Source organism: Pseudoxanthomonas koreensis (assembly GCF_010093225.1).
Taxonomy (GTDB): Bacteria; Pseudomonadota; Gammaproteobacteria; order Xanthomonadales; family Xanthomonadaceae; genus Pseudoxanthomonas; species Pseudoxanthomonas koreensis.
Genome location: NZ_PDWM01000005.1, coordinates 40,738 through 66,202 on the forward strand (window position 1 = coordinate 40,738; position 25,465 = coordinate 66,202).

Genomic DNA, 25,465 nt, shown 5'->3' on the forward strand with positions numbered 1-25,465 from the left:
TCAGGGCACGGCGTATCCGGCCTCGCGCAACAGCCCGGACAGGGCGATCAGCGGCAGGCCGACCAGCGCGGTGGGGTCGTGCGACTCGATCGCCTCGAACAGCGAGATGCCCAGGCCCTCGCACTTGAAGCTGCCGGCGCAGTCGAACGGCTGCTCGGCGTCGACGTAGCGTTCGATCTCGGCGGCGGCCAGGGCGCGGAAGCGGACCCGGGTCAGGTCCACCGCGGCCAGGGCATGCTGGCCGCGACGCAGCGCCACGGCGGTATGGAAGTTCACGGTGCGCCCCGACATCGCCGCCAGCTGGGCGACGGCCGCGCCGCGGCCGCCGGGCTTGCCCAGGATGCGGCCGTCCAGGTCCGCGGCCTGGTCCGAGCCGATCACCCACGCCCCGGGGTGGGCCGCGGTCACCGCGCCGGCCTTGGCGTGGGCCAGGCGGCGGACCAGTTCCCCGGGGCTTTCCCCGTCCAGCGGCGTTTCCTCGACCTCCGGGCGGGCGCAGTCGAACGGCAACCGCAGGCGCTGCAGCAGTTCGCGGCGGTAGGGAGAGGTCGAGGCGAGGATCAGCATGGCCGGTCCGTGGCGGGGGCAGGCCAGTGTCGGCGCCCGGCAGCGGCGGGGCAATGCTGTACGGCGGGGCAGGTCCGGGTTTGACAGGCGGCGGCACGGTCCTTAACATTCAGCGGCTTATGTCCGCAGGTGCGCCCGTCGTGCAGGTTCCCGAGACACTGGATGCCTGGAGGATGGTCGCCGCGAGGCGGCAGTTCGAAGGGCGCCTGCCGCTGTCGGCCCTGCCGCGCCTGCGTGGCAGCCTCGCCGATGTCGAGGGCGAATGCGGCTTCACGCTGGAATTCGGCCAGGACACGCTGCAGGTGCCCTACATCGAGCTGTCGATCGACGCGGGCCTGCCGCTGCTCTGCCAGCGCAGCCTGGAGCGGTTCGTGTTCCCGGTGCGGTCGGTGCTGCGGCTGGGCCTGATCCGCGACGAGGCCGACGAGGCCGCGCTGCCGGAGGGGTACGAGCCGCTGCTGGTGCCGGAAGACGGCCTGGTGCGGCCGGCCGAACTGGTCGAGGACGAGCTGGTGCTCGCCCTGCCGGTGGTGCCGCTGGCGCCGGGCAGCGAGCCCATCGACCGGACCTGGTCGGCGGGCGAAGAGGAATTGCAGGCGGCCAGCCCGTTCGCGGCGCTGGCCTCGCTGAAGAAGAAGTAAGGCAAACCAGAGATTCACGGCCGCGCCGCCGCCGAAGGCGCCCTGGAACGGCACCGGCGGGTGGCTTGCAGGTCCCACAAGAAACGCACTACAACGAGTTTGGAGCAATCCCATGGCTGTGCAGAAATCCCGAGTCACTCCGTCCCGCCGCGGCCAGCGCCGTTCCCACGATGCGCTGACGGCCAAGCAGCTGGCGACCGACCCGACCACGGGCGAGACCCACCTGCGCCATCACGTCACCGCCGACGGCTACTACCGCGGCAAGAAGGTCATCGCGACCAAGACCTCGGTCGTCGAAGAAGACTGAGTCTGACCCCTGGCGCGCGTCGTCCGCGCGCGCCAGGACCGTGGTGAACGACGTCCTGGCTCCCCGCGGGAGCCGCAAGCGGGAATACGCATGAGCGAGCGGATCTATTCGCGCATCGCCGGAACCGGCAGCTACCTGCCGGAGAAGGTGGTGACCAACGACGACCTGGCCAAGGTGGTCGACACCAGCGATGAATGGATCCACTCGCGCACCGGCATCCGCGAACGACGCGTGGTCGCCGAAGGGCAGACCAGCAGCGACCTGGGCTACCAGGCCGCGCTGAAGGCGATCGAGGCGGCCGGCATCGCCGCCGACGAGATCGACCTGATCGTGGTCGGCACGACCACGCCCGACTTCATATTCCCGTCCACCGCCTGCCTGATCCAGCAGAAGCTGGGCGTGGCCGGCTGCCCGGCGTTCGATGTCAACGCGGCGTGCTCGGGCTTCGTGTTCGCGCTGAGCGTGGCCGACAAGTTCGTGCGCACCGGCGCGGCGAAGACCGCGCTGGTGATCGGGGTCGAGACGCTGACCCGGATGGTGGACTGGACCGACCGCACCACCTGCGTGCTGTTCGGCGACGGCGCTGGCGCGGTGGTGCTCAGGGCCGACGCCGAAACCGGCATCCTGTCCACGCACCTGCATGCCGACGGCAGCAAGAGGGACCTGCTGCGCTGCCCCGTGGGCGTGTCGGCCGGCTTCAGCGGGAACGAGCACAACGCCGGCGTGCGCATCCAGATGGCCGGCAACGAGGTGTTCAAGCACGCGGTCAAGGCGCTGGACTCGGTGGTCGACGAGACCCTGGAAGCCAATGGCCTGGACAAGCACGACCTGGACTGGCTGATCCCGCACCAGGCCAACCTGCGCATCATCGAGGCCACCGCCAAGCGACTGGACATGCCGATGGAGCGGGTGATCGTCACCGTCGATCGCCACGGCAATACCTCCTCCGCGTCGGTGCCGCTGGCGCTGGACGAGGCGGTGCGCTCGGGCCGCGTGCAGCGCGGCCAGTTGTTGCTGCTGGAAGCCTTCGGCGGCGGCTTCACCTGGGGCTCGGCGCTGCTGCGGTATTGAGGCGGGGCGGGGGCGACATAGCGGTTTCCACATACGCGGTCGTACAGACAATCCCGCGGGATCGCCCGTATCATCGCCGCTCTTTTCTCGACCTTCCCCCGCGCGTGACCGACCAGACGCTCGCTTTCGTTTTCCCCGGACAGGGTTCCCAGTCCGTGGGCATGCTCTCCGAACTGGCGGAACTGCATCCGCAGGTCCGCGCCGCCTTCGCCGAGGCTTCCGAGGGTGCCGGCGTCGACCTGTGGGCGCTCTCGCAGGGCGGTCCGGAGGAGATGCTCAACCGCACCGAATACACCCAGCCGGCGCTGCTGGCCGCGGGCATCGCGGTGTGGCGCGCGTGGCAGGCGCAGGACGGCGCCCGGCCGGCACTGCTCGCCGGCCACAGCCTGGGCGAATACACCGCGCTGGTCGCCGCCGGCGCGCTGTCGCTGCGCGACGGCGCGCACTTGGTGCGCCTGCGCGGCCAGCTGATGCAGGATGCCGCGCCCGCCGGCACCGGCGCGATGGCCGCCGTGCTCGGCGCCGAGGACGCGCTGGTGCACGAGGTCTGCACCCAGGCCTCCACCAGCCAGGTCGTGGTCCCCGCCAACTACAACTCACCCGGGCAGATCGTGATCGGCGGCGATGCGGTTGCGGTGGACCGCGCGCTGGCATTGCTGGCCGAGCGCGGCGTGCGCAAGGCGGTGAAGCGGGCGGTGAGCGTGCCTTCGCACACCCCGCTGATGCGCGAGGCCGCCAACCGCCTGGCCGAGGCGATGGCAGGCATGGCCTGGCAGGCACCGTCGCTGCCGGTGGTGCAGAACGTGGACGCGCAGGCGCATGCCGGCGTCGACGCCATCCGCGACGCGCTGGTGCGCCAGCTCTACCTGCCGGTGCAGTGGACCGGCTGCGTGCAGGCCCTGGCCGCGCGCGGCGCCACCCGGGTGGCCGAGTGCGGCCCGGGCAAGGTCCTGGCCGGGCTGGCCAAGCGCATCGACAAGTCGCTGGATGCGCGCGCGATCGGCGCGGTCGGCGATTTCGAATCGGCGCTGGCCGACTGGCGCTGATACCTTTGCGGCGCGGTCGCGTGCAGTCGCGACCCGCCACCACGAACGAACGACGAGGTCCACGATGACGAACCAGTCCGCAAGCAGCCTGCCCCTTGCCGGCGAGATCGCGCTGGTCACCGGTGCCAGCCGCGGCATCGGCGCGGCGATCGCCGACGAGCTGGCCGCCCGCGGCGCTACCGTGATCGGCACCGCCACCAGCGATGGCGGCGCCGATGCGATCGGCGCGCGCCTGGCTGGCAAGGGCGGCCACGGCCGCAAGCTGGACGTCACCGACGCGGCCGCGGTGGAAGCGCTGATCGAGGGCATCGCCAAGGAGTTCGGCCCGGTCTCGATCCTGGTCAACAACGCCGGCATCACCCGCGACAACCTGCTGATGCGGATGAAGGACGAGGACTGGCAGGCGATCATCGATACCAACCTGACCAGCGTCTACCGCACCTCCAAGGCGGTGATGCGCGGGATGATGAAGGCGCGCAAGGGCCGCATCGTCAACATCGCTTCGGTGATCGGTGCCACCGGCAACGCCGGCCAGGCGAACTACGCCGCGGCCAAGGCCGGGATCATCGCGTTCTCGAAGTCGCTGGCGCGGGAGATCGGCAGCCGCGGCGTGACCGTGAATGTCGTGGCGCCCGGCTTCATCGACACCGACATGACCCGCGAGCTGCCGGAGGACGCGAAGAACGCGATGCTCGGCCAGATCGCGCTGGGCCGGCTCGGCGAGCCGGCCGACATCGCCCGCGCGGTGGCGTTCCTGGCCGGGCCCGATGCCGGCTACATCACCGGCGAGACCCTGCATGTCAACGGTGGCATGTACATGGCCTGAGCCCGCCCGCGGGCAAGCGATGCCAAGAAGAAGGATTTCAAAGGCCTTGTAAGCTTTTGATCCGGCTGCGGTTGCAGGCCAGTGCCAGCGGCCGCGGCTTTTGACTACACTATCCGCCTTGTGGACAGTGACCCCAGTACCGCCGCCGCCCGGCGACGGTCCTAATCGACAACCACTCCGCCTGGAGCAGCAAACCCATGAGCACCATCGAAGAACGCGTCAAGAAAATCGTCATCGAACAGCTTGGCGTCAAGGAAGATGAGGTGACCAACAGCGCCTCGTTCGTCGACGACCTGGGCGCCGACTCGCTCGACACCGTCGAGCTGGTGATGGCCCTCGAGGAAGAGTTCGAGTGCGAGATCCCTGACGAAGAGGCCGAGAAGATCACCTCGGTCCAGCAGGCGATCGACTACATCAAGGCGCACGTCAAGAGCTGATGCGTGCCGTGACCGCGGGCCGCGCTGTGGCCCGCGGTGCAACGCCAAAACCGGGGCCGCTGACTGCGGCCCCGTGCGTGTCTGGCGCCGTGCGTGCCGGGCGCGATCCCGACAAGCAGCACAGCAGGAGCCATCCATGAGCCACCGTCGAGTCGTCGTCACCGGCATGGGCGCGGTCACGCCGCTGGGCAACGACCTGGCCAGCACCTGGGACGGCATCGTCAACGGCCGCTCGGGCATCGGCCCGGTCACCCACTTCGATGCGTCCGCGTTCACCACCCGGATTGCCGGCGAGATCCGCGATTTCGATCCCACCGTCTTCGTGCCGCCCAAGGACGCGAAGAAGATGGAGCCGTTCATCCACTACGGGCTGGCGGCCTCGTTCATGGCCCTGGACGACTCCGGGCTGGCGATCGACGAGTCCAACGCCGAGCGCGTGGGCGCGATCCTCGGTTCGGGCATCGGCGGCATCCTCGGCATCGAGGAGCAGACCGCCAAGTATCTCGAGGGCGGCCCGCGCAAGATTTCGCCGTTCTACGTGCCCAGCACCATCATCAACATGCTGCCGGGGCAGCTGAGCATCATCCGCGGGCTGAAGGGGCCGAACTTCTCGGCCGTGTCCGCCTGCGCGACTTCCAACCATTCCATCGGCACCGCGCTGCGCATGATCCAGCACGGCGACGCCGACGTGATGGTCGCCGGCGGCGCCGAACGCGGCTCCTCGCCGACCTCGATGGGCGGCTTCTGCTCGATGAAGGCGATGTCCACCCGCAACGACGACCCCACCGCCGCCTCGCGGCCGTGGGACGCCGGGCGCGACGGCTTCGTCCTGGGCGACGGCGCCGGCGTGCTGGTGCTGGAGGAGTACGAGCATGCGAAGGCCCGCGGCGCGCGGATCTACGCCGAGCTGGTCGGCTTCGGCGCCAGCGCCGACGCCAGCCACATGACTGCGCCCAGCGAGGACGGCGACGGCGCCGCGCGCTGCATGGCCGCCGCGCTGCGCGACGCGAAGCTCGATCCGTCCGCGGTCGACTACCTCAACGCGCACGGCACCTCCACGCCGCTGGGCGACCTGGCCGAGACCCTGGCGATGAAACGCGCCTTCGGCGAGCACGCCTACCGGATGATGGTCAGCTCGACCAAGTCGATGACCGGGCACCTGCTCGGCGCGGCCGGTGGCGTCGAGGCGATCTTCTCGGTGCTGGCGATCCACCACGGCATCGTCCCGCCGACCATCAACCTGGAGAACCCGGGCGAAGGCTGCGACCTGGATTACGTGCCGAACGTGGCGCGCCAGGCGAAGGTCGACGTGGCCATGTCCAACGGCTTCGGCTTCGGCGGCACCAACGGCACGCTGGTGTTCCGCAGGATCTGAGTCGACGCCGACGGCAGCGCCGGTGGTACCGGCGCGACCGTGACCCGGGGCCGGGCCGTCCCGCGCCGCGCGACTGCGCGCCGCCGGGAAGCGGTGCCGGCCCCGCGCCTTCCCGCAGCGGGCCGCTGCACCGTCGGCCGCGCCGGCCCATCGAAGGACTCCATGCTCCGCACCCATCCGCTCCCCGCCGACACCGATCTGCTCGCGCTGCACCGGTTGGCGCCGGCGCGCTGGCCGCTGCTGCTGGAGTCGGTGGCCTCCGGTACGGTGCACGGGCGCTGGGACCTGCTGCTGCGCACCGAGGGCAGCGGGCTGCGGCTGGATGCGGACGGCGTCACCCGCGACCTGGACGGCGCGTTGCAGGCGGGGAGCTTCCTCGACGCACTCGATACGCGTTGGCGGCAGGCGCGCATCGACGTCGAAGAGCCGCGCTGGCCGTTCCGTGGCGGCTGGGCGCTGCTGCTGGACTACGAACTGGCGATGCAGGTCGAGCCGGTGCTGCGGCTGCCGCTGCGCGCTGGTGGCCGCCCGCAGGCGCTGGCGCTGCGCTGCCCGGCGGCGGTGCTGCGCGACCGCGCGAGCGGCGAATGCGGGGCCCTGGCCGAGGACGGACACGCGCACCTGCTGCCGGCGATCCTCGACGACATCGCCGCATCGCGGACATTGCCGCCGCTGCCGGCGTGGCAGCCGCCACGCGCGGTCGAGGAGGACGAACCGCAGCGCTTCCTCGATGGCGTGGAACGCATCCTCGATTACCTGCGCGCCGGCGACGTGTTCCAGGTCAACCTCTCGCGCGCCTGGCGCGCGCGCTTCGACGCGCCGCTGGATCCGGCCGCGCTGTACGCACGCCTGCGCCAGGCCAACCCGGCGCCGTTCGCGGGCCTGTTCGCCGGCGACGGCTGGGCGGTGGCCAGTTCCTCGCCGGAGCGGCTGGTCTCGGTGCGCGGACGCGTCGCCGAGACCCGGCCGATCGCCGGCACCCGCCCGCGCTTCGAAGGCGACGACGACGCGGCGCGGATCCGCGAGCTGGTCGGCCATCCCAAGGAGCGCGCCGAGCACGTGATGCTGATCGACCTGGAGCGCAACGACCTGGGCCGGGTCTGCGCGCCGGGCAGCGTGCAGGTCGACGAGCTGATGACGGTGGAAAGCTATGCCCACGTCCACCACATCGTCAGCAACGTGCGCGGGATCCTGCGCGCGGACGCCACGCCGGGGCAGGTGATCGCCGCGGTATACCCGGGCGGGACCATCACCGGCTGCCCGAAGGTGCGCTGCATGCAGATCATCGCCGAGCTGGAGAACGTGCCGCGCGGCGCCTACACCGGCGCGATCGGCTGGCTCAACCGCGACGGCGACCTGGACCTGAACATCCTGATCCGCAGCGCGGAGGTGCAGGGCGACGAAGCCGTGTTCCGCACCGGCGCCGGGATCGTCGTCGACTCGGTGCCGGAACGCGAGCTGGACGAAACCCGCGCCAAGGCCCGCGGCCTGCTGCGCGCGCTGGAACGGCCGGCGTGAGCCCCGCACCGCCCCCGTCGCTGCGATGCAGGCCCCCACTGTAGGAGCCCACTTCAGGGGGCGACCCGGAAGCATCCGCACACAGGTGCGTTCAACGCGGCCGATCCGGAGATTCCGCGTTGGGCGCGGCATGACCAGGCGCTTTCGGGTCGCCCCCTGAAGTGGGCTCCTACAATTGCTGGCCATAACATGGCCGCGCGCCGCGGGGACGCGCCTACGGGGCGCAGGACGCCCGCCCCGCCGCGGTATGCTGGGCGGCAACGTATTCGAAGAGGTGGTCGTGGTTGCAGGACACAAGGGCGCATTGCGCCGGGTACTGGTGGCGCTGTGCCTGCTGCTGCTCGCCGCGGCGGTGCTGGCGGGCTGGGGCTGGTCGCGCTACCAGCGCTTCGCCGATGCGCCGCTGGCCAGCGGCGCGACCGCCGACAGCGTGCGGATCGAGCGTGGCGACGGCTTCGCCGGCGTGCTCGGCCGCCTGCGCGCGGCCGGCGTCGATGCCGGCCACGACCTGGAGTGGCGCCTGCTGGCGCGGCAGATGGACGCCGCCGGCCGGCTCAAGGTCGGCGAGTACGCACTGTCACCGGAGCTGACCCCGCGCGAACTGCTGCAGCGCATGCGCGACGGACGCGTGCTCCAGTACCGGGTGACCCTGGTCGAGGGCTGGAACATCCGCCAGTTGCGCGCCGCGCTGGCCGCGGCCGACCCGCTTGAACACGAGACCGGCGACATGGACGACGCGGCGCTGATGGCCGCGCTCGGCCACCCGGGCCAGCACCCGGAAGGCCGCTTCCTGCCCGAGACCTACCTGTACCAGCGCGGCGACAGCGACCTGGACATCCTGCGCCGCGCCCACGCGGCGATGGAGCAGGCGCTGGCCCAGGCCTGGGAGGCGCGCGCGGCCGACGTGCCGTTGAAGTCGCCCGAGGAAGCACTGGTGCTGGCCTCGATCGTGGAGAAGGAAACCGGCCAGGCGCACGAGCGCGCGCAGATCGCCGGCGTGTTCGCCCGCCGCCTGCAGAAGGGCATGCTGCTGCAGACCGACCCGACCGTGATCTACGGCATGGGCAGCGCCTACGCCGGCAACATCCGCAAGCGCGACCTGACCACCGACACCCCGTACAACACCTACACCCGTGCCGGCCTGCCGCCCACGCCCATCGCCATGCCCGGCCGCGACGCGCTGCGCGCGGCGGTGGACCCGGCGCCGGGCGACGCGCTGTACTTCGTCTCGCGCAACGACGGCAGCCACGTGTTCTCGGCCACCTACGCCGAGCACAACGCCGCGGTCGACTGCCACCAGCGCCGGCGCAACTGCCCGCCGGGCATGCAGGCGAAGCCTGCGGCCGCCGCCAGGCGCGACGGCGAAGCGGAGGCACCGCGATGAGCGCCGCGATCCTGGCCCACCCGCGTTTCATCAGCCTGGAAGGCGGCGAGGGCGCCGGCAAGAGCACCGCGATCGCCTCGCTGCGCGACACCCTGCAGCGGCGCGGCCACGAAGTGGTGCTGACCCGCGACCCCGGCGGCACGCCGCTGGCCGAGAAGATCCGCGCGCTGATCCTCGACAACCGCCAGACCCTGCGCGGCGAGGGCGCCGAGGACGAACCGCTGTCGGCCGAGGCCGAGCTGCTGCTGGTGTTCGCCGCGCGCGCCCAACACGTGCGCGAAGTGGTGCGCCCGGCGCTGCAGCGCGGCGCCTTCGTGGTCAGCGACCGCTTCACCGATTCGAGCTACGCCTACCAGGGCGATGGCCGCGGCCTGGATCCGGCCTGGATCGCCGAGCTGGAACGGCGCGCGGTCGGCCTGCGCCCGGGCCTGACCCTGCTGCTGGACCTGGACGTGCGCGAAGGCCGCGCCCGCACCAGCGGCCGCGACCTGGGGCCGGACCGGATCGAAAGCGAGCAGGACGAGTTCTTCGAGCGCGTGCGCGCCGGTTTCCGCCGCCGCGCCGCGGCCGAGCCGGAACGCTTCCGCGTGATCGACGCCGCGCGCCCGCCGGGCGAGGTGGGCGCGGCGGTCGCCGCCGCGCTGGAAGCCTGGCTGGACGCGGCGTGCCGGGAGCCGGCGCGGTGACCACCGTGCTGGCGCCGTGGCAGCAGCGGGTGTTCGAGCAGGCGGTGGCCGCGCTGGATGCCGGCCGCATGGGCCACGCGCTGCTGTTCTGCGGCCCGGCCGGGCTGGGCAAGCGCGCCGTGGCCGAGGCCCTGGCCGGCTATGTCCTGTGCCAGGCGCCGGCGGCACCGGGGCAGCGCTGCGGCCAGTGCCGCAGTTGCCAGTTGTTCGCCGCGCGCTCGCAGCGCGAGCCGCTGGAAACCCGGCCGGACGGTTCGCCGGCCCAGCCGGAGGGCCACAGCGCGCACCCGGACCTGCTGCTGGTCGGCTACGAATGGCGGCTCAGGCCCGGCCCGCCGCGGATGCGCACCGAGATCGTGATCGACCAGATCCGCGAACTGTCCGAACGGCTGGAGATGTCGGCGGAATTCGGCCGGCGCGTGGCCCTGGTCGAGCCGGCCGACGCGGTGAACAACGCCGCCTGGAACGCGGTCCTCAAGACCCTGGAGGAGCCACTGCCGGGGCGCTACCTGTGGCTGGTCGCCTCGCAGCCGGCACGCCTGCCGGCGACCATCCGCAGCCGCTGCCAGCGGCTGGAGTTCCGCCTGCCGCCGCGCGCCGAGGCGCCGGCCTGGCTGCAGGCGCGCGGGCCCGCGGCCGCCGCCGCGGAGGAAGCGCTGGACGCGGCGCGCGGCAACCCCGGCCTGGCCGCGGAATGGCTGCGCGGCGAAGGCCTGGCCCTGCACCGCGAGGTCGCCGCCGACCTGGAGGCGCTCGAGTCCGGCCGCGCCGATCCGCTGGAGGCGGCGCTGCGCTGGGCCGGCGACGAACAGGCCAGCGAGCGCCTGCGCCATGCCGCCGAACATGCGATCGAACGCGCGCGTGCGCTGGCCGGGGCGGCCGGCTTGACCGATCCGGAGCGATTGCACAAGCTGGCGGCCTGGTTCGACGCCGCCAACCGTGCCCGCGAGCTGCTGCGCAGCACGGTGCGCGCCGACCTGGTGATGGCGGACCTCCTGCTGGCCTGGCGCGACGACGCGCGGGCGCAGGTGGCGGGCAAAAGGGAGAACCGATGAGTGCTGCGAGCGGACGCCAGGGCATCCTGTCACTGGCGGTGAAGGACAAGGCGGCGCTGTACAACGCGTACATGCCGTATATCCGCCACGGCGGCATCTTCGTGCCGACGCCCAAGCGCTATTTCCTCGGCGACGAGGTGTTCCTGCTGCTGACCCTGCCCGATTCCAGCGACCGCCTGCCGATCGCCGGCAAGGTGGTGTGGGTGACCCCGGCCGGCGCGCAGGGCAACCGCAACGCCGGCATCGGCGTGCAGTTCCCCGAGGGGGCCGAGGGCGAGATGGTCAAGGGCCGGATCGAGACCCTGCTGGCCGGCACCCTCAACGCCGACAAGCCGACCCAGACCATGTGAGTGCCAATGCCGGCCGCGGCCGGCATGGCAGACTTGGCCCGGACGATTCCGGGAGGGGCGCGATGCGGATTCCGAGCTTGCTGCCCGGCCTGTTGGCCGCGGCGTTCGCCTGCACGGCGGTCGCCGCCGCGCCGCTGGCCGCGAGCGGCGACGTGCCGTCGCGGCTGCGGCTGGAGAGCGCGAAGCTGCAGCTGGAGGTTTCGCCGCGGCTGGGCGGACGCGTGCTGCATTTCTCGCTGCCCGGCGCGCCCAATCTGCTGCGCACCGGCGAGGCGCTGCATTCGCAGCCGGAGCCTGCGGTGGAAGCGGATGGCGCGAACATCGGCTACCTGGGCCACGAGACCTGGGTCGGCCCGCAGTCGGCGTGGTGGAGCGACCAGGCGGTCAACCCGGCGCGACGCAAGGCCGCCGCGCCGTGGCCGCCGGACCCGTGGCTGGCGCACGCGCCGGCGAAGGTGCTCGCGCACGACGGCAGCCGGCTGCTGCTGCAGGGCGCGGCCAGCCCGGTCAGCGGCGTCCAGCTGACCCAGTCCTTCGCGATCGCGCCCGACCGCCCCGGCACCGCCGAGCTGGCGGTGGAGATGCGCAACATCCGCAAGCGGCCGGTATCGCACGACATCTGGTTCAACACCCGGGTCGCGCCGGAGACGCGCGTCTACGTGCCGGTGGCCGCCGATGGCAGCGGGGTGCGGGTGCGTTCGGACACCGGTGACGGCTTCGACGGACTGATCAGCAGCACCGCCGACGGCCTGTTCTCGCTGGAACTGCTGCCGCCGGGCGAGGGCCTGCACGGCCGCCGCGGCAAGGTGTTCATCCAGCCGCGCGCCGGCTGGATCGCCGGCTTCGCCGCCGGGCAGGCGTTCGTGATCCACTTCGAACCCCAGGCGGCGGAGGCGATCCACCCCGAGCACGGCCAGGTGGAGCTGTACCTGGCCTGGCGCCCACGCGAGGCGGACACCGGCGTGCTCGAGCTGGAGGTGCACGCGCCGTACCTGACGCTGGCGCCGGGCGAGGCGGCGACCGCGCGCGAATGGTGGGTGGTGCGCCGCTACGACGGCCCCGACCGGCGCGACGCGCAGGTGGCCTTCCTGCAGCGGATGCTGGCGGAGGCGGGCGTCGAGTAGAGCGGGGTGCCGTTCCGCGGTGGGACGGGGATTACTCCGGCGGCTGGCGCAGCAGCGGGTTGTCCCAGCCCGGGCGCGGGGCGAAGCGGTCGCCGTGTCGGACCTGCAGCGCCTTCAGCCGTTCAAGCAGCGCGTCGGCGCCGGTGGCGCGGATGTGCTGGATCGGGCCGCCGCGGAACGGGGCGAAGCCGGTGCCGAAGATCACCCCGGCATCGAGCAGGTCGGCGTCGGCGACCACGCCGTCGTGCAGGCACGCCACCGCCTCGTTGAGCAGCGGCAGGACCAGGCGGTCCTCCAGGTCGGATGGCGCCTGGTAGCCGGCGGGCGCTTCGGGCTTGACCGGGCGGCTGCCCTTTTCGCCCTGTTCCCACTTGTACAGGCCCTGGCCGTCCTTCTTGCCGCGCTTGCCGGGTTCCACCGAGGCCAGCGCCGCCGGCACCTGCAGGCCCAGGAAGGGCGACAGTTCGGCGCCCACGCCCTGGGCCACGTCCAGGCCGACGGTGTCGATCAGTTCGATCGGGCCCATCGGCATGCCGAACTTCACCGCGGCCTTGTCGATCACCACGCCCGGCACGCCCTCGGCGTACACGGTCGCCGCCTCGAGCATGTACGGGAACAGCACGCGGTTGACCAGGAAGCCGGGGGTGCCGGCGACCGGCACCGGGAACTTGTCCAGCGCCTTGCAGAACGCGGCCAGGCGGCGCACCGCCTCCGGGTCGAGGCGGTCGTGCTGGACGATCTCCACCAGCGGCATCAGCGCCACCGGGTTGAAGTAGTGCAGGCCGGCGAACCGCGCCGGCCGGGCGATGTGCTCGCGCAGTTCGTCCAGCGGGATCGAGGAAGTGTTGCTGGTGAGCAGCGCGTCGTCCTTCAGCCGCGGCTCGACCAGGTGGTAGAGGTCGCGCTTGGCTTCCGGGTTCTCGATGATCGCTTCGATCACCAGGTCCGCTTCGGCCACGCCGGTGCCGGCGAGGTCGCCCTTCAGGCGCGCGGCCACGGCGGGGCGCTTGCCCTCGTCGCGGACCTTCTTCGCGAACAGCTCCTGCGCGCGGCCAAGCGCTCCGTCGATGAAGCGCTGCTCGCGGTCCTGCAGGGTCACCTCGAAGCCCTTGTAGGCCGACCATGCGGCGATGTCGCCGCCCATCACCCCGGCACCGACCACGTGCACGTGGCGGATGCCATGCTCCTTGCCGGCCAGGCCCTTGAGCCGCTCGGTGAGGAAGAAGATCCGGATCAGGTTGCGCGCGGTCGGCGTGCCGGCGAGCTTGACCACCGCGCGGCGCTCGGCGTCCAGCCGCGCCTGGATGCCGGCGCCGCCTGCGCGCTCCCAGGTCGAGACCAGCGCGAACGGGGCAGGGTACTGGTCCTTCTTCGCCTTGCGCGCGACCTGCCTGGCCATCTGCGGGGCGAGGATCTTCCGCGCCAGCCAGGTGTTGGTCGCCCAGCCCATGAAGCGCTGCCGGAAGGGCCGTTGCGTACCCTTCAGCGCGAGCGCGGCGGCCGCGTCCTCCAGCAGCGCCGGCTCGACCACCTTGTCGACCAGGCCGATGCCGCGCGCGGCCGATGCCGACAGCGTGCGCCCGGTCAGCATCATGTCCATCGCCGCCGGCGCGCCGACCAGGCGCGGCAGGCGCGCGCTGCCGCCCCAGCCCGGGAAGATGCCCAGCTTCACCTCGGGCAGGCCGATGCGGGTGGAAGGATCGCTGCTCGCGACCCGATAGTCGCAGGCCAGCGACAGCTCGGTGCCGCCGCCCATGCAGAAGCCGTGGATCGCCGACACCGTGCGGCAGGGCAGTTCGGCCACCTTCTGGAACACGGCCTGGCCGCGGCGGATGGCGTCGTTGACCGTGCCCTTGCGGTCGAATTCCTGGAATTCCTTCAGGTCCGCGCCGGCGATGAAGCCCGACGCCTTGGCCGAACGGAACACCACGCCCTTCGGCGGGTCGATCGCCAGCCGTTCGACGATGTCGCCCAGCTCGATCAGCACGTCCTGGGACAGTGCGTTGACCGGCGCGCCCTGGCGGTCCAGCGCCAGCACCACCACGCCGTCATCGCGCTGCGTGGCTTGCCAGTGGCTGAATCGCAGTCCGTCGAACCCTGGGAGCATGGCCTGACCATCCGGTTGTGTATGGAAGGACCGCTATCATCCCGAGGTTGTTTCCGCGGCGTCAAATCCCATGGAAGGACTCATGGCGGTCGCGGACGGCGGCAGGGCCGACCATACTGGGTACGCGTTAAGGTCCTGCATGGCGCCTGCGGCCTTGCGGAGCCGGCGCCCCGGTGCCGCGGATCCGCCGCCAGCGACGCATCCCGTACAGCGGCGTTCCGCCCGCCGCTGAACTTTCCCGGGCAACGGCGGTCACAAGGGTCCGGAAACACCGGGCCGACATGGAGCAAGGCCCGGCATGGCCGAAGGAACGCCGAAGGATCCGACCCAGGAGCTGGACCTCGAGCTGGTCCGCCGCGTGCAGCGTGGCGACAGCGCGGCCTTCGACCTGCTGGTGCGCAAGTACCAGCACCGGGTCACCGCGCTGATCGGGCGTTATGTCGCCGACTGGAGCGAGTGCCAGGACGTGGCGCAGGAAACGTTCCTGCGCGCGTACCGTGCCCTGGGCAATTTCCGCGGCGATGCCCAGTTCTATACCTGGTTGCACCGGATCGCAGTGAATACCGCCACGAACCACCTGGTCGCCCACAACCGCCGTCCGCCCACGGACGACATCGACGCCAGCGACGCCGAGCAGTACGACCTCGGCGCGCGCCTGCGCGACACCGACACGCCCGAGCGCGAGGCCATGCGCGAAGAGCTCGAACGCACGGTGATGAAGGCGGTGGACGCGCTGCCGGAAGAACTGCGGACCGCCATCACCCTGCGCGAGGTGGACGGCCTGAGCTACGACGAGATCGCGCAGAAGATGGATTGCCCGATCGGAACGGTGCGTTCGCGCATCTTCCGTGCCCGCGAAGCGATCGATGCGGAACTCCGTCCGCTGCTCGATGTCCAAAGTGCGACCCGCGAACGAAACCGTCCATGAGCCACATGAGCCAGGATCCCCGCCAACCCGTGAATCCGTCCTCCGGCGACCCCGCCGGCGACAAGTTCGAACTGCATTACCGGCAGCAGCTGTCGGCCCTGGTCGACGGCGAACTGGCGCCGGACGAGGCGCGCTTCCTGCTGCGCCGGCTGGAGCACGACGGCGAACTGGCCGGCCGGCGCGAGCGCTGGCAGCTGTGCGGCGACGTGCTGCGCGGCCAGGTCCGGCGCGCGGCCGATCCGGCCCTGGCAGGCCGCGTGGCCGCGGCGATCGCCGCGGCGCCCGCGCTGGAAGCATCGCAACCGCGCGTGGCCAACGCCGGCCGCAGCCCGTCCTGGATCCGCTGGGGCGGTGGCGGTGCGGCCCTGGCCGCATCGGTGGCGGTGGTGGCCATGCTGGTCGGCCGCCAGGACATCGCCGACCCGGTCCCGGTGCCGGCGGTCGTGCAGCAGCAGGTCCTCCCGGCCACCGAGGCGGTGCTGGCGGCGGCTTCGCCCGTGGCGGCGCCGGCACCGGTCGTCACGTCGCCGGCACCGCGCAGTGCGCCGCGCCAGGTCGCGGTGGCGGCCACCCCCCGGGCCGTGCGCGCGCCGGTGCGCCGCGCCGAAGCGCGCGAGCTCCCCGACGTTGCCCAGATCCACGCCGCGTCGCTGGCCGATGCCGCCAGCGCCGTGCCCGCCGCGGCCGTCGACACCGATCCGTTCGCGTCCTCCCATCCGCTGCAGGCGCGCCCCTGGCCGCGCGCGGTGCTGCCGGGCACGTCCGCCGGCGGTTACGCCGCCAGCCTGGGCAGCCTGCAGGGCACCGGCGGGCACGCCGCGCAGGCGCAGGAGCCGGTGGGTGCGTTCTACCCGTTCGATCCGCGCCTGCCCGCGCAGGTGTCCGCGCCCGACGGCACCGGCCTGCCCGTACCGCCGGACGGCGACTGACCGTCGCCACCCGGGCCGGATGCCGCGCCTCCCCACGCATTCCCGCGTTGTCGCTGCGTAGTCCGTGTCCCACGGTCCGCTGGACCGTGGCCACTCTTCCACTGCCCCGAAGGCATGAAACCGAAGGCATGAAACCGATGAATTCCCGTGTCCGTCCCAGTCTCCTCGCCGCCCTGGTCCTGACCGCGCCGCTGATGGCCTGCGCGCGCTCGCCCGAGGCCGCCGCCCCGGTCGCGGTGCAGTCCGCGCCCGCCGTGGCCGCGCCCGCGGCGCCGTCGGCCCCGCTCGTGACCGGCCTGCCCGATTTCACCCGCCTGGTCGAACAGGTCGGCCCGGGCGTGGTCAACATCGAGGCCCGCATCGGCAGCCCGCGTGGCGCGGCGCGTGCCCGCGGCGGCATGCCTGACGACGAGCAGATCCCGGAGATTTTCCGCCGCTTCTTCGGCCCGGATTTCCCCGGCATGCCGGGGATGCCCGGCGGCCCTGGCCAGGACGCGCCCTCGGGGCGTTCGGTCGGCTCGGGCTTCATCATCTCGCCCGACGGCTACATCCTCACCAACCACCACGTGGTCGACGGCGCCGAGAGCATCACCGTGCGCCTGTCCGACCGCCGCGAGCTGACCGCCCGGCTGGTGGGCAGCGACGAGACCTACGACGTGGCCCTGCTCAAGGTCGACGGCAAGGGCCTGCCGAGCCTGCGCCAGGGTGGCTCGTCCGCGATCAAGCCCGGCCAGTGGGTGGTGGCGATCGGTTCGCCGCGGGGCCTGGACCAGTCGGTCACCGCCGGCATCGTCAGCGCGGTCGGCCGCACCGGCGGCCCGGGTCAGCAGTACGTGCCCTTCATCCAGACCGACGTGGCGATCAACCGCGGCAACTCCGGTGGCCCGCTGCTCAATACGTCCGGCGAAGTGGTCGGGATCAACTCGCAGATCCTGAGCAACTCCGGCGGCTACATGGGCGTGAGCTTCGCCATCCCGATGGACCTGGCGATGCGCGCGGTGGAGCAGATCAAGAAGACCGGCAAGGTCAGCCGCGGCATGCTCGGCGTGCAGATCCAGGGCCTGGACGCGACCCGCGCCCGCGCCATGGGCCTGCCCGACAGCAACGGCGCGCTGGTCAACAGCGTCGAGCCGGATAGCGCCGCGGAAAAGGGTGGCATCGAGATCGGCGACGTGATCGTCTCGGTCAACGGCCAGGCCGTGGCCACCAGCGCCGACCTGCCGCCGATGGTCGGCATGCTGCCGCCGGGCACCAAGGCGAAGATCGGCGTGATCCGCGACGGCAAGCCGCGCGAGATCGGGGTGACCCTGGGCGAGCTGGCCAGCGACGCGCAGCGCGCCGCCAGCGGCCCGGACGATGGCGGCGCGGCGGCGCCGCCGGCTTCTGCGGTGGCCAGGCTGGGCCTGCGCGTGGCCGAACTGGACGCCGCTACGCGGGGCCGCCTCGGCCTCAAGGCCGGCGAGGGCGTGGCCGTGGCCGGCGTGGACGGCCGCGAGGCACGCGAAGCCGGGCTGCAGCCGGGCATGGCGATCCTGCGCGTGGGCCGCACTCCCGTCGGCAGCGTGGCCGAGCTGGAGCGCCAGCTGCGCGGGGTCGACGACGGCGACGCGGTGATGCTGCTGGTGCGCACCCCCGGCGGCACCACCAGCTTCATCGCCCTGACCGCCGGTTCGCAGGACTGACCGGCCGGCCGGGCGCGGCGCCGCTTGGGCGGCTGCCGCGGCTGGCCGGCCCCCGCCCGGCACCGGTTGAACCCCCGGCTGCCGGTGCGGCCGGGCGGGGGCGGGGCCGATGCCGTGCGCAGCCGGGCCAGTGGCCCCGGAGTGTGGGCCACCCGCGGCGTGCGATAATCCGCCGTTGTCCGACGACGGCGCAGACCGCCGCCCCCCAATGTCCCCAGATTCGATGCGGTTCATCCGCAACTTTTCCATCATCGCCCACGTCGACCACGGCAAGTCGACCCTCGCCGACCGCATCATCCAGCTGTGCGGCGGGCTGGAGGCGCGCGAGATGGAAGCGCAGGTGCTCGACTCCAACCCGATCGAGCGCGAGCGCGGCATCACCATCAAGGCCCAGTCCGTCTCGCTGCCGTACAAGGCAAAGGACGGCAACACCTATTTCCTGAACTTCATCGACACCCCCGGCCACGTCGACTTCTCCTACGAGGTCAGCCGCTCGCTGGCCGCCTGCGAAGGCGCGCTGCTGGTGGTCGACGCCGCCCAGGGCGTGGAGGCGCAGTCGGTCGCCAACTGCTACACCGCGGTGGAGCAGGGCCTGGAAGTGGTGCCGGTGCTGAACAAGATCGACCTGCCCACCGCCGACATCGAGCGGGCCAAGGCCGAGATCGAGGCGGTGATCGGCATCGATGCCGAAGACGCGGTCGCGGTCAGTGCCAAGACCGGGCTGAACGTGGGCGATGTGCTGGAGGCGATCGTCCAGCGCATCCCGCCGCCGGTGCCGCGCGATACCGACAAGCTGCAGGCGCTGATCATCGACTCCTGGTTCGACAACTACCTGGGCGTGGTCTCGCTGGTGCGGGTCATGCAGGGCGAGATCAAGGCCAAGAGCAAGCTCCTGGTGATGTCCACCGGCCGCACCCACGAGGTCGACAAGGTCGGCGTGTTCACCCCCAAGCGCAAGGAAACTGCGGCGCTGCGCGCCGGCGAGGTCGGCTGGATCACCGCCTCGATCAAGGACGTGCACGGCGCGCCGGTGGGCGACACGCTCACCCTGGCCGGCGACCCGGCGCCGAAGCCGCTGCCGGGCTTCCAGGAAATGCAGCCGCGCGTGTTCGCCGGCCTGTTCCCGGTCAACGCCGAGGACTACCCGGACCTGCGCGAGGCGCTGGACAAGCTGCGCCTGAACGACGCGGCGCTGCGCTTCGAGCCGGAGAGTTCCGAGGCGATGGGCTTCGGCTTCCGCTGCGGCTTCCTCGGCATGCTGCACATGGAGATCGTGCAGGAGCGGCTGGAGCGCGAATACGACCTGGACCTGATCAGCACCGCGCCGACCGTGGTCTACGAGGTGCTGAAGACCGACGGCAGCGTGGTGCCGCTGGACAACCCGGCCAAGCTGCCGCAGGCCAACCTGGTGCAGGAAGTGCGCGAGCCGATCATCCGCGCCAACATCCTTACCCCCGAGGCCTACATCGGCGCGATCATCAAGCTGTGCGAGGACAAGCGCGGCGTGCAGATCGGCATCACCTACATGGCCAGCCAGGTGCAGATCAGCTACGAGCTGCCGATGGCCGAGGTGGTGCTGGACTTCTTCGACAAGCTCAAGTCGGTCAGCCGCGGCTACGCCTCGCTGGACTACCACTTCCTGCGCTTCGACGCCGGCCCGTTCGTGCGCGTGGACACGCTGATCAACGGCGACCGGGTCGACGCGCTGTCGATCATCGTCCACCGCAGCCATGCCGACCGCCGCGGCCGCGAGCTGACCGAGAAGATGAAGGAGCTGATCCCGCGGCAGCAGTTCGACGTGGCCATCCAGGCCGCGGTCGGTTCGCAGATCATCGCCCGCACCACGGTCAAGGCGCTGCGCAAGAACGTGCTGGCCAAGTGCTACGGCGGCGACATCTCGCGCAAGAAGAAGCTGCTGGAGAAGCAGAAGGAAGGCAAGAAGCGGATGAAGCAGGTCGGCCGCGTCGAGATCCCGCAGGAAGCCTTCCTCGCCGTGCTGCAGGTGGACAGCAAGTGACCTGTGCCGGCCGCAGCGTGCGTTCTCTTCCGCGCGCCCTGCATGACACCTGCCGCTCCCCCGTGACGTCCCCCGTTGATGCCCCCGTTTCCGTCGCCAAGGATCCCGCATGAAATGGTTTGAACTCGGCCTGGTCGTGCTCACCTTCGCCACCGGCCTGGTCTGGCTGCTCGACCGGCTGTTCCTGGCGAAGCGCCGCGCCGCCCGCGACGGCCTGCTGGCCGAAGAACCGGTGGTGGTGGACTACTCGCGCGCGTTCTTCCCGGTGCTGGCGCTGGTGCTGGTGCTGCGCAGCTTCGTCGCCGAGCCGTACAAGATCCCGTCCAGCTCGATGATGCCGAACCTGCTGATCGGCGATTTCATCCTGGTCAACAAGTTCACCTACGGCCTGCGGCTGCCGGTGAACAACCACAAGTTCCTGGCGCTGGGCGAGCCGCAGCGTGGCGAGGTGGTGGTGTTCAAGCCGCCGCACGCGCCGGACCAGAACTGGATCAAGCGGGTGATCGGCCTGCCGGGCGACACCATCGGTTTCCATGGCGACACCCTGTTCGTCAACGGCGAGGCCGTGCAGTACCAGGAGCTGGGCGAGTTCACCGGCCAGGGCCGCGGCGCGGAGATGAACGGGGCGAGCCTGCTGCTGGAGAAGCTGCCCGGGCGCGAGCACCAGGTGCTGGAATGGGTCGGCCGCGCCAACCCGGCCGGGCAGGGCGAGTGGACGGTCCCGGCCGGCCACTATTTCGTAATGGGCGACAATCGTGATAATAGCGAGGACAGCCGGTTCTGGACCCAGACCCACTTCCTGCCCGAGGAGAACCTGCGGGGCAGGGCGTTCCTGATCTGGCTCAATTGCGAAGGGTGGTTCTGCAAGGGGAGTTTCGATCCTTCGCGGATCGGGACGAAGATCAAGTAACGCGCAGCCGGTTCCGGGTACAAAGGGCCGGGGCGCACGGGCGCAAGTTCATGGGGGATTGGCAATGAAGCGCAAGCAGAGCGGTCTGAGCCTGATCGGGTTCCTGGTGGTGCTGGCGGTGGTCGGCTTCGCCGCGTACGTGGGCATGAAGCTGTTCCCGATGTACCAGGAGTACTACTCGGTCACCTCGGCGATGAAGGGCCTGGCCAACGAGCCGGGCGTGGCGGACATGGACCCGGCCAAGGTCCAGGACCTGTTCTTCCGCCGCCTGTACATCAACTACTCCGAGAACGTGAAGCCGCAGAACGTGAAGTTCGAGCGCACCGACGGCGGCTGGAAGATGCGGGTCAACTACGAGGTGCGCCGCCCGCTGGTCGGCAACCTGGACGTGGTGGGCAAGTTCGACCGCACCCAGGAACTCACCCGGCGTGGCGGTGGCGACTGAGCGCACGATGATGCGCGACCGGATCGGGCACGCCTTCGCCGATCCGTCGCTGCTGGCGCAGGCGCTGACCCATCGCAGCGCCGGCAGCCCGCACAACGAACGCCTGGAATTCCTCGGCGACGGGGTGGTGAACCTGATCGCCGCCGAGGCGCTGTACGCGCGCTGGCCCGGCGCCGACGAGGGCGTGCTCACCCGCGCCCGCGCCGAACTGGTGCGCGAGGCCGCGCTGGCGGTGATCGCGCGCGGGCTGGAACTGGGCGAGCGCCTGACCCTGGGCCCGGGCGAGCTGAAGTCCGGCGGCTTCCGCCGCGATTCGATCCTGGCCGACGCGCTGGAGGCGGTGGTCGCGGCGATCTACCTGGACGCCGGCTACGAGGCCTGCCGCGCCGTGGTCCTGCCCTGGTTCGAGCCGGCCCCGGCCCCGCTGCCGGCCGGCCGGCCGGAGAAGGACGCCAAGACCCGCCTGCAGGAATGGCTGCAGGCGCGGCAGCGGCCGCTGCCGGCGTACGAACTGGTCTCCGAGAGCGGCGAGGAACACGCCAAGGTCTTCCTCTGCCGGTGTACCCTGAGCGAGCCCGCGGTCAGCGCCGAAGGGCAGGGCACCTCGCGCCGGCTGGCCGAACAGGCGGCGGCAGCGGCGGTGCTGGACCGGCTGGAGCCCCCGCTCCGGCATCCATGAGCTTCCCCGCCAGTTTCAGGTCAACGTGAACTCCGAACACTCTGAAGATTCCCATCGCTGCGGCAGCGTTGCGGTGATCGGCCGGCCCAACGTCGGCAAGTCGACCCTGGTCAATGCCATGGTCGGCGCCAAGGTCAGCATCGTTTCCAACCGGCCGCAGACCACCCGCCACCGGCTGCTGGGCATCGCCACGGTCGAGGGTGGGCAGCTGCTGCTGGTCGACACTCCCGGCCTGCACCGCGAACAGGGCCGGTTCAAGGCCTCGGCGATGAGCCGGGTGATGAACCGCGCCGCGCGCGGCGCGGTCGAGGACGTCGACGCGGCGCTGATGGTGGTCGAGGCCGGGCGCTGGGACGAGGAGGACACCCTGGTGTTCAACGTCCTGCGCGACGGCGGCATCCCGGTGGTGCTGGCGGTGAACAAGGTCGACCGGCTCAAGGACAAGAGCGCGCTGCTGCCGTTCCTGGGCCAGGTCAGCGAAGGCCGCGACTTCGCCGCCATCCACCCGGTCTCCGCGCTCAAGCGCAAGGGCCTGGAGGCGCTGGTGCGCGACCTGCTCAAGCTGGTGCCCGAGGCGCCGCCGGCGTACGAGGAAGACGAGATCACCGACCGCAGCCAGCGCTTCCTCGCCGGCGAGCTGGTCCGCGAGCAGCTGATGCGCCAGCTCGGCGACGAACTGCCGTACGCGACCACGGTGGAGATCGAGCGCTTCGCCGAGGATGGCGAGCTGCTGCGCATTGGCGCGGTGATCTGGGTCGAGCGCGAAGGCCAGAAGCCGATCGTGATCGGCAAGGCCGGCACGCGCCTGCGCGACATCGGCAGCAAGGCGCGCCAGCACATGGAGCGGCTGTTCGGGCGCAAGGTGTTCCTGGAGACCTGGGTGCGCGTGCGCGAAGGCTGGTCCGACGACGAAGCGGCGCTGAAGGCCTTCGGCTACGACTGAGGGGCGTGGGCCAACCCATGCGCATCGAAGGCGAGACCGGTTTCGTCCTGCACGCGCGGCCCTGGCGCGAGACCAGCCTGCTGGTGGAGGTGCTGAGCGCCGGCCATGGCCGCATCGGCCTGGTCGCGCGCGGGGTGCAGTCGCCGAAGCGGCAGGTGCTGCGCGCGGCGCTGCAGCCGCTGCAGCACATCCGCTTCGACGCGGTACTGGCCGGCGAGCTGGCGCAGCTGCGTGCGGCCGAGGCGCTGGACGCGGCGCCGCAGCTGGCCGGCGAGGCGCTGCTGGCCGCGTTCTACCTCAACGAACTGGTGCTGCGCCTGGCGCCGCGCCAGGACCCGCTGCCCGAACTCGACGCGGCCTATGCGCGCACTCGCGAGCGGTTGCGCGGCGGCGAGGCGCTGGCGTGGACGCTGCGGCGCTTCGAGCGCGACCTGCTCGACGCGCTGGGCGTGGGCTTCGAACTGCACTGCGACGGCGACGGCACGCCGCTCGATCCGGCCGCGCGCTACCTGCTCGATCCCGAACACGGCCCGCGCCGGCTGCTGAGCGACCGCGGCCAGGCCGAGCGCGGTGCCGCGGCCACCGGGCGCGCACTGCTCGCGCTGGCCGCCGACGCGCGTCCCGACGCGGCCGACCTGGCCAGCCTGCGCCTGCCGCTGCGCGCGGTGCTGGCGCACCATCTCGGTCCGCGCGGGCTGAAGTCGTGGGAAATGGCCGCGTCCCTGTCGCGCCTCTCCACCCCCCGCTGACCTGCTTCTTGTAGGAGCCCACTTCAGGGGGCGACCCGATTGCGCTGGCCGCAGCTTCGTTCAACGCGGCTCATCCGGAAGCGACGCGTTGAACGTGATGTCTTGGTCGCCCCCTGAAGTGGGCTCCTACAGGGGGTCACGTGGCGCCGGAAGGCGCCGGATACAATGCGCCCATGCCCGCCACGCCCGAGATCCGCCAGTTCCGCGGCCGCGACATCGCGCCCTGGCTCGACGACGTCGCACGCCTGCGCATCGCCGTGTTCCGCGCCTGGCCGTACCTCTACGAAGGCGATGCCGGCTACGAACGCGACTACCTGTCCGCCTATGCACGCTCGCCCGACAGCGTGTTCGTGCTGGCGCTGGACGGCGACCAGGTCGTCGGCGCCTCCACCGGCCTGCCGCTGGCCGACGACCAGCCGGCCTTCTCCGCGCCGTTCCGCAACGCGGGCCTGCCGGTGGCGCAGGTGTTCTACTTCGGCGAGTCGGTGCTGCTGCCGCAGTATCGCGGGCTGGGCGTGGGCCATGCCTTCTTCGACCGGCGCGAGGCGCATGCGCGCGCGCTCGGCCGCTTCCGCTGGACCGCGTTCTGCGCGGTCGACCGCGACGGCGACGATCCACGCAGGCCATCCGGCCACCGCGACAACGACGCGTTCTGGCGCGGACGTGGCTACACGCGTCAGCCGGGCATGGCGATGCAGCTGGACTGGAACGAGGCGGGCCGCGGCGAGGTCGGGCACGCGCTGACCTTCTGGCTGCGCGACTGGCAGGAGGGCGGGGCATGAAGGTGGCAGCATGCAGGTACCCGGTCGGAAGGCCGGCGGATTTCGCGGAGTTCGCGGCCCGGCAACGCGCCCTGCTCGGCGAGGCCGCCGCCCGCGGCGCGCGCCTGGCAGTGCTGCCGGAGTACCTGTCGCTGGAACTGGCGGCGATGTTCCCGCCGGCGGTGCAGGGCGACCTGCATGCCTCGCTGGCCGCGATCCAGCCGTTGCGTGCGGCGTGGCTGCAGCTGTTCGCCGACCTGGCGCGCGAGACCGGCATGTTCGTGCTCGCCGGCAGTTTCCTGCTGGCCGATGGTGCCGACCGCCATCGCAACCGCAGCGACCTGTTCGCACCCGGTGGCGGCCATTTCTGGCAGGACAAGCTGCAGCTCACCGGCTTCGAGAAGGCCACCGGCGTGATCGCCCCCGGCGATGCGCTGAAGGTGGTGGAGATCGAAGGCGTGCGTACCGGCATCGCGGTCTGCTACGACAGCGAATTCCCGCTGCCGGTGCGCGCGCAGTACGAGGCCGGCGCGCGCCTGCTGCTGGTGCCCAGCTGCACCGATACCGCCGCCGGTGCCACCCGGGTCCAGGTCGGTTGCCTGGCGCGCGCACTGGAGAACCGCATCTTCGTCGCCCAGGCGGTCACCGCGGGGCAGGCGCCGTGGAGCCCGGCGCTGGACGAGAACACTGGCGAGGCCACGCTCTACGCGCCGATGGACGCCGGCTTCCCCGCCGACGGCATCCTCGCCCGCACCCGCGACGGCGAAGTCTGGGCGGTGGCCGAACTGGACTTCGCGCTGCTGGAAGGCACCCGCGGCCGCGCCCAGGTGGCCAACGACCGCGACTGGCCGGCGCAGCACGCCCCCGCCATCACCCGCGCCCGCCTGGAACCCCTGTAGGAGCCCACTTCAGGGGGCGACCCGATTCC

26 protein-coding genes are annotated in these 25,465 nt (G+C 71.7%); 24 read left to right on the forward strand and 2 right to left on the reverse strand.

The features are described from left to right. Window positions 1-567 (reverse strand): Maf family protein, encoded by a 567-nt coding sequence (locus CSC64_RS02775; protein ID WP_162433800.1) that lies wholly within the window; start codon window positions 565-567, stop codon window positions 1-3. Window positions 568-686: 119 nt separating this feature from the next. On the opposite strand from CSC64_RS02775, the gene CSC64_RS02780 reads away from it, so the two are divergent. The 13 genes from CSC64_RS02780 (at window position 687) to CSC64_RS02840 (ending at window position 12,387) form a co-directional block, all read left to right on the forward strand. After that, a complete protein-coding gene (locus CSC64_RS02780; protein WP_162433801.1) occupies window positions 687-1,208 on the forward strand; it encodes a YceD family protein in 522 nt (173 codons plus the stop codon). Between the two features lie 112 nt (window positions 1,209-1,320). After that, window positions 1,321-1,515, forward strand: coding sequence for a 50S ribosomal protein L32 (gene rpmF, locus CSC64_RS02785; protein WP_024869578.1), 195 nt, complete (start codon window positions 1,321-1,323; stop codon window positions 1,513-1,515). Window positions 1,516-1,605: 90 nt separating this feature from the next. Further along, complete coding sequence (locus CSC64_RS02790; protein ID WP_162433802.1) at window positions 1,606-2,586, forward strand: beta-ketoacyl-ACP synthase III; 981 nt, start codon at window positions 1,606-1,608, stop codon at window positions 2,584-2,586. A 104-nt stretch (window positions 2,587-2,690) separates the two neighbouring features. Continuing rightward, window positions 2,691-3,632 carry an ACP S-malonyltransferase gene (fabD, locus tag CSC64_RS02795; protein WP_162433803.1) on the forward strand — a complete coding sequence of 314 codons (942 nt, stop codon included), beginning with the start codon at window positions 2,691-2,693 and terminating at the stop codon, window positions 3,630-3,632. Window positions 3,633-3,696: 64 nt separating this feature from the next. Continuing rightward, window positions 3,697-4,458: a 3-oxoacyl-ACP reductase FabG gene (gene fabG, locus CSC64_RS02800; RefSeq protein ID WP_162433804.1), complete on the forward strand. Its 762-nt coding sequence runs from the start codon at window positions 3,697-3,699 to the stop codon at window positions 4,456-4,458. Between the two features lie 197 nt (window positions 4,459-4,655). Then, on the forward strand, window positions 4,656-4,895 hold the full coding sequence (gene acpP, locus CSC64_RS02805; protein ID WP_162433805.1) for an acyl carrier protein: 240 nt from the start codon (window positions 4,656-4,658) through the stop codon (window positions 4,893-4,895). 136 nt (window positions 4,896-5,031) lie between these two features. Beyond that, window positions 5,032-6,270, forward strand: a complete 1,239-nt coding sequence (gene fabF, locus CSC64_RS02810) for a beta-ketoacyl-ACP synthase II (protein WP_162433806.1) — start codon at window positions 5,032-5,034, stop codon at window positions 6,268-6,270. 162 nt (window positions 6,271-6,432) lie between these two features. After that, window positions 6,433-7,788, forward strand: a complete 1,356-nt coding sequence (locus CSC64_RS02815) for an aminodeoxychorismate synthase component I (protein ID WP_162433807.1) — start codon at window positions 6,433-6,435, stop codon at window positions 7,786-7,788. Between the two features lie 247 nt (window positions 7,789-8,035). Next, window positions 8,036-9,172 carry an endolytic transglycosylase MltG gene (gene mltG, locus CSC64_RS02820; protein WP_162433808.1) on the forward strand — a complete coding sequence of 379 codons (1,137 nt, stop codon included), beginning with the start codon at window positions 8,036-8,038 and terminating at the stop codon, window positions 9,170-9,172. Then, window positions 9,169-9,858, forward strand: a complete 690-nt coding sequence (gene tmk / locus CSC64_RS02825) for a dTMP kinase (protein WP_162433809.1) — start codon at window positions 9,169-9,171, stop codon at window positions 9,856-9,858. The genes mltG and tmk overlap by 4 nt, the downstream gene beginning before the upstream one ends. After that, window positions 9,855-10,913 carry a DNA polymerase III subunit delta' gene (locus CSC64_RS02830; RefSeq protein WP_162433810.1) on the forward strand — a complete coding sequence of 353 codons (1,059 nt, stop codon included), beginning with the start codon at window positions 9,855-9,857 and terminating at the stop codon, window positions 10,911-10,913. Before tmk ends, CSC64_RS02830 begins: the two co-directional genes overlap by 4 nt. Continuing rightward, a complete protein-coding gene (locus CSC64_RS02835) occupies window positions 10,910-11,263 on the forward strand; it encodes a PilZ domain-containing protein (RefSeq protein WP_162433811.1) in 354 nt (117 codons plus the stop codon). Before CSC64_RS02830 ends, CSC64_RS02835 begins: the two co-directional genes overlap by 4 nt. 62 nt (window positions 11,264-11,325) lie before the next feature. Further along, entirely contained in the window at window positions 11,326-12,387 is a 1,062-nt protein-coding gene (locus tag CSC64_RS02840; protein ID WP_162433812.1) for a DUF4380 domain-containing protein, read from the forward strand. Between the two features lie 31 nt (window positions 12,388-12,418). Here the strand turns inward: CSC64_RS02840 and CSC64_RS02845 are convergent, their stop codons facing one another. Further along, window positions 12,419-14,494: a 3-hydroxyacyl-CoA dehydrogenase NAD-binding domain-containing protein gene (locus tag CSC64_RS02845; protein WP_162433813.1), complete on the reverse strand. Its 2,076-nt coding sequence runs from the start codon at window positions 14,492-14,494 to the stop codon at window positions 12,419-12,421. A 298-nt stretch (window positions 14,495-14,792) separates the two neighbouring features. Here CSC64_RS02845 and rpoE point away from each other — a divergent pair, with 298 nt between their 5' ends. The 11 genes from rpoE (at window position 14,793) to CSC64_RS02900 (ending at window position 25,436) form a co-directional block, all read left to right on the forward strand. Beyond that, entirely contained in the window at window positions 14,793-15,422 is a 630-nt protein-coding gene (gene rpoE / locus CSC64_RS02850) for an RNA polymerase sigma factor RpoE (protein WP_162433814.1), read from the forward strand. Between the two features lie 5 nt (window positions 15,423-15,427). Then, complete coding sequence (locus CSC64_RS02855; protein ID WP_162433815.1) at window positions 15,428-16,351, forward strand: sigma-E factor negative regulatory protein; 924 nt, start codon at window positions 15,428-15,430, stop codon at window positions 16,349-16,351. A gap of 137 nt (window positions 16,352-16,488) precedes the next feature. Beyond that, window positions 16,489-18,033, forward strand: coding sequence for a DegQ family serine endoprotease (locus CSC64_RS02860; RefSeq protein ID WP_162433816.1), 1,545 nt, complete (start codon window positions 16,489-16,491; stop codon window positions 18,031-18,033). Window positions 18,034-18,256: 223 nt separating this feature from the next. Next, window positions 18,257-20,050 carry a translation elongation factor 4 gene (gene lepA / locus CSC64_RS02865; protein ID WP_162433817.1) on the forward strand — a complete coding sequence of 598 codons (1,794 nt, stop codon included), beginning with the start codon at window positions 18,257-18,259 and terminating at the stop codon, window positions 20,048-20,050. Window positions 20,051-20,159: 109 nt separating this feature from the next. Next, window positions 20,160-20,960, forward strand: coding sequence for a signal peptidase I (gene lepB, locus CSC64_RS02870; protein WP_162433818.1), 801 nt, complete (start codon window positions 20,160-20,162; stop codon window positions 20,958-20,960). Between the two features lie 64 nt (window positions 20,961-21,024). Next, a complete protein-coding gene (locus CSC64_RS02875) occupies window positions 21,025-21,405 on the forward strand; it encodes a DUF4845 domain-containing protein (protein ID WP_162433819.1) in 381 nt (126 codons plus the stop codon). Window positions 21,406-21,412: 7 nt separating this feature from the next. Further along, on the forward strand, window positions 21,413-22,084 hold the full coding sequence (gene rnc / locus CSC64_RS02880) for a ribonuclease III (RefSeq protein ID WP_162433857.1): 672 nt from the start codon (window positions 21,413-21,415) through the stop codon (window positions 22,082-22,084). A 25-nt stretch (window positions 22,085-22,109) separates the two neighbouring features. After that, window positions 22,110-23,027: a GTPase Era gene (gene era, locus CSC64_RS02885; protein ID WP_162433820.1), complete on the forward strand. Its 918-nt coding sequence runs from the start codon at window positions 22,110-22,112 to the stop codon at window positions 23,025-23,027. A gap of 17 nt (window positions 23,028-23,044) precedes the next feature. Further along, a complete protein-coding gene (gene recO / locus CSC64_RS02890) occupies window positions 23,045-23,776 on the forward strand; it encodes a DNA repair protein RecO (RefSeq protein ID WP_162433858.1) in 732 nt (243 codons plus the stop codon). 173 nt (window positions 23,777-23,949) lie between these two features. Continuing rightward, window positions 23,950-24,558: a GNAT family N-acetyltransferase gene (locus CSC64_RS02895; protein ID WP_162433821.1), complete on the forward strand. Its 609-nt coding sequence runs from the start codon at window positions 23,950-23,952 to the stop codon at window positions 24,556-24,558. Beyond that, complete coding sequence (locus CSC64_RS02900; protein WP_162433822.1) at window positions 24,555-25,436, forward strand: carbon-nitrogen hydrolase family protein; 882 nt, start codon at window positions 24,555-24,557, stop codon at window positions 25,434-25,436. Before CSC64_RS02895 ends, CSC64_RS02900 begins: the two co-directional genes overlap by 4 nt. Window positions 25,437-25,465: the final 29 nt, after the last annotated feature.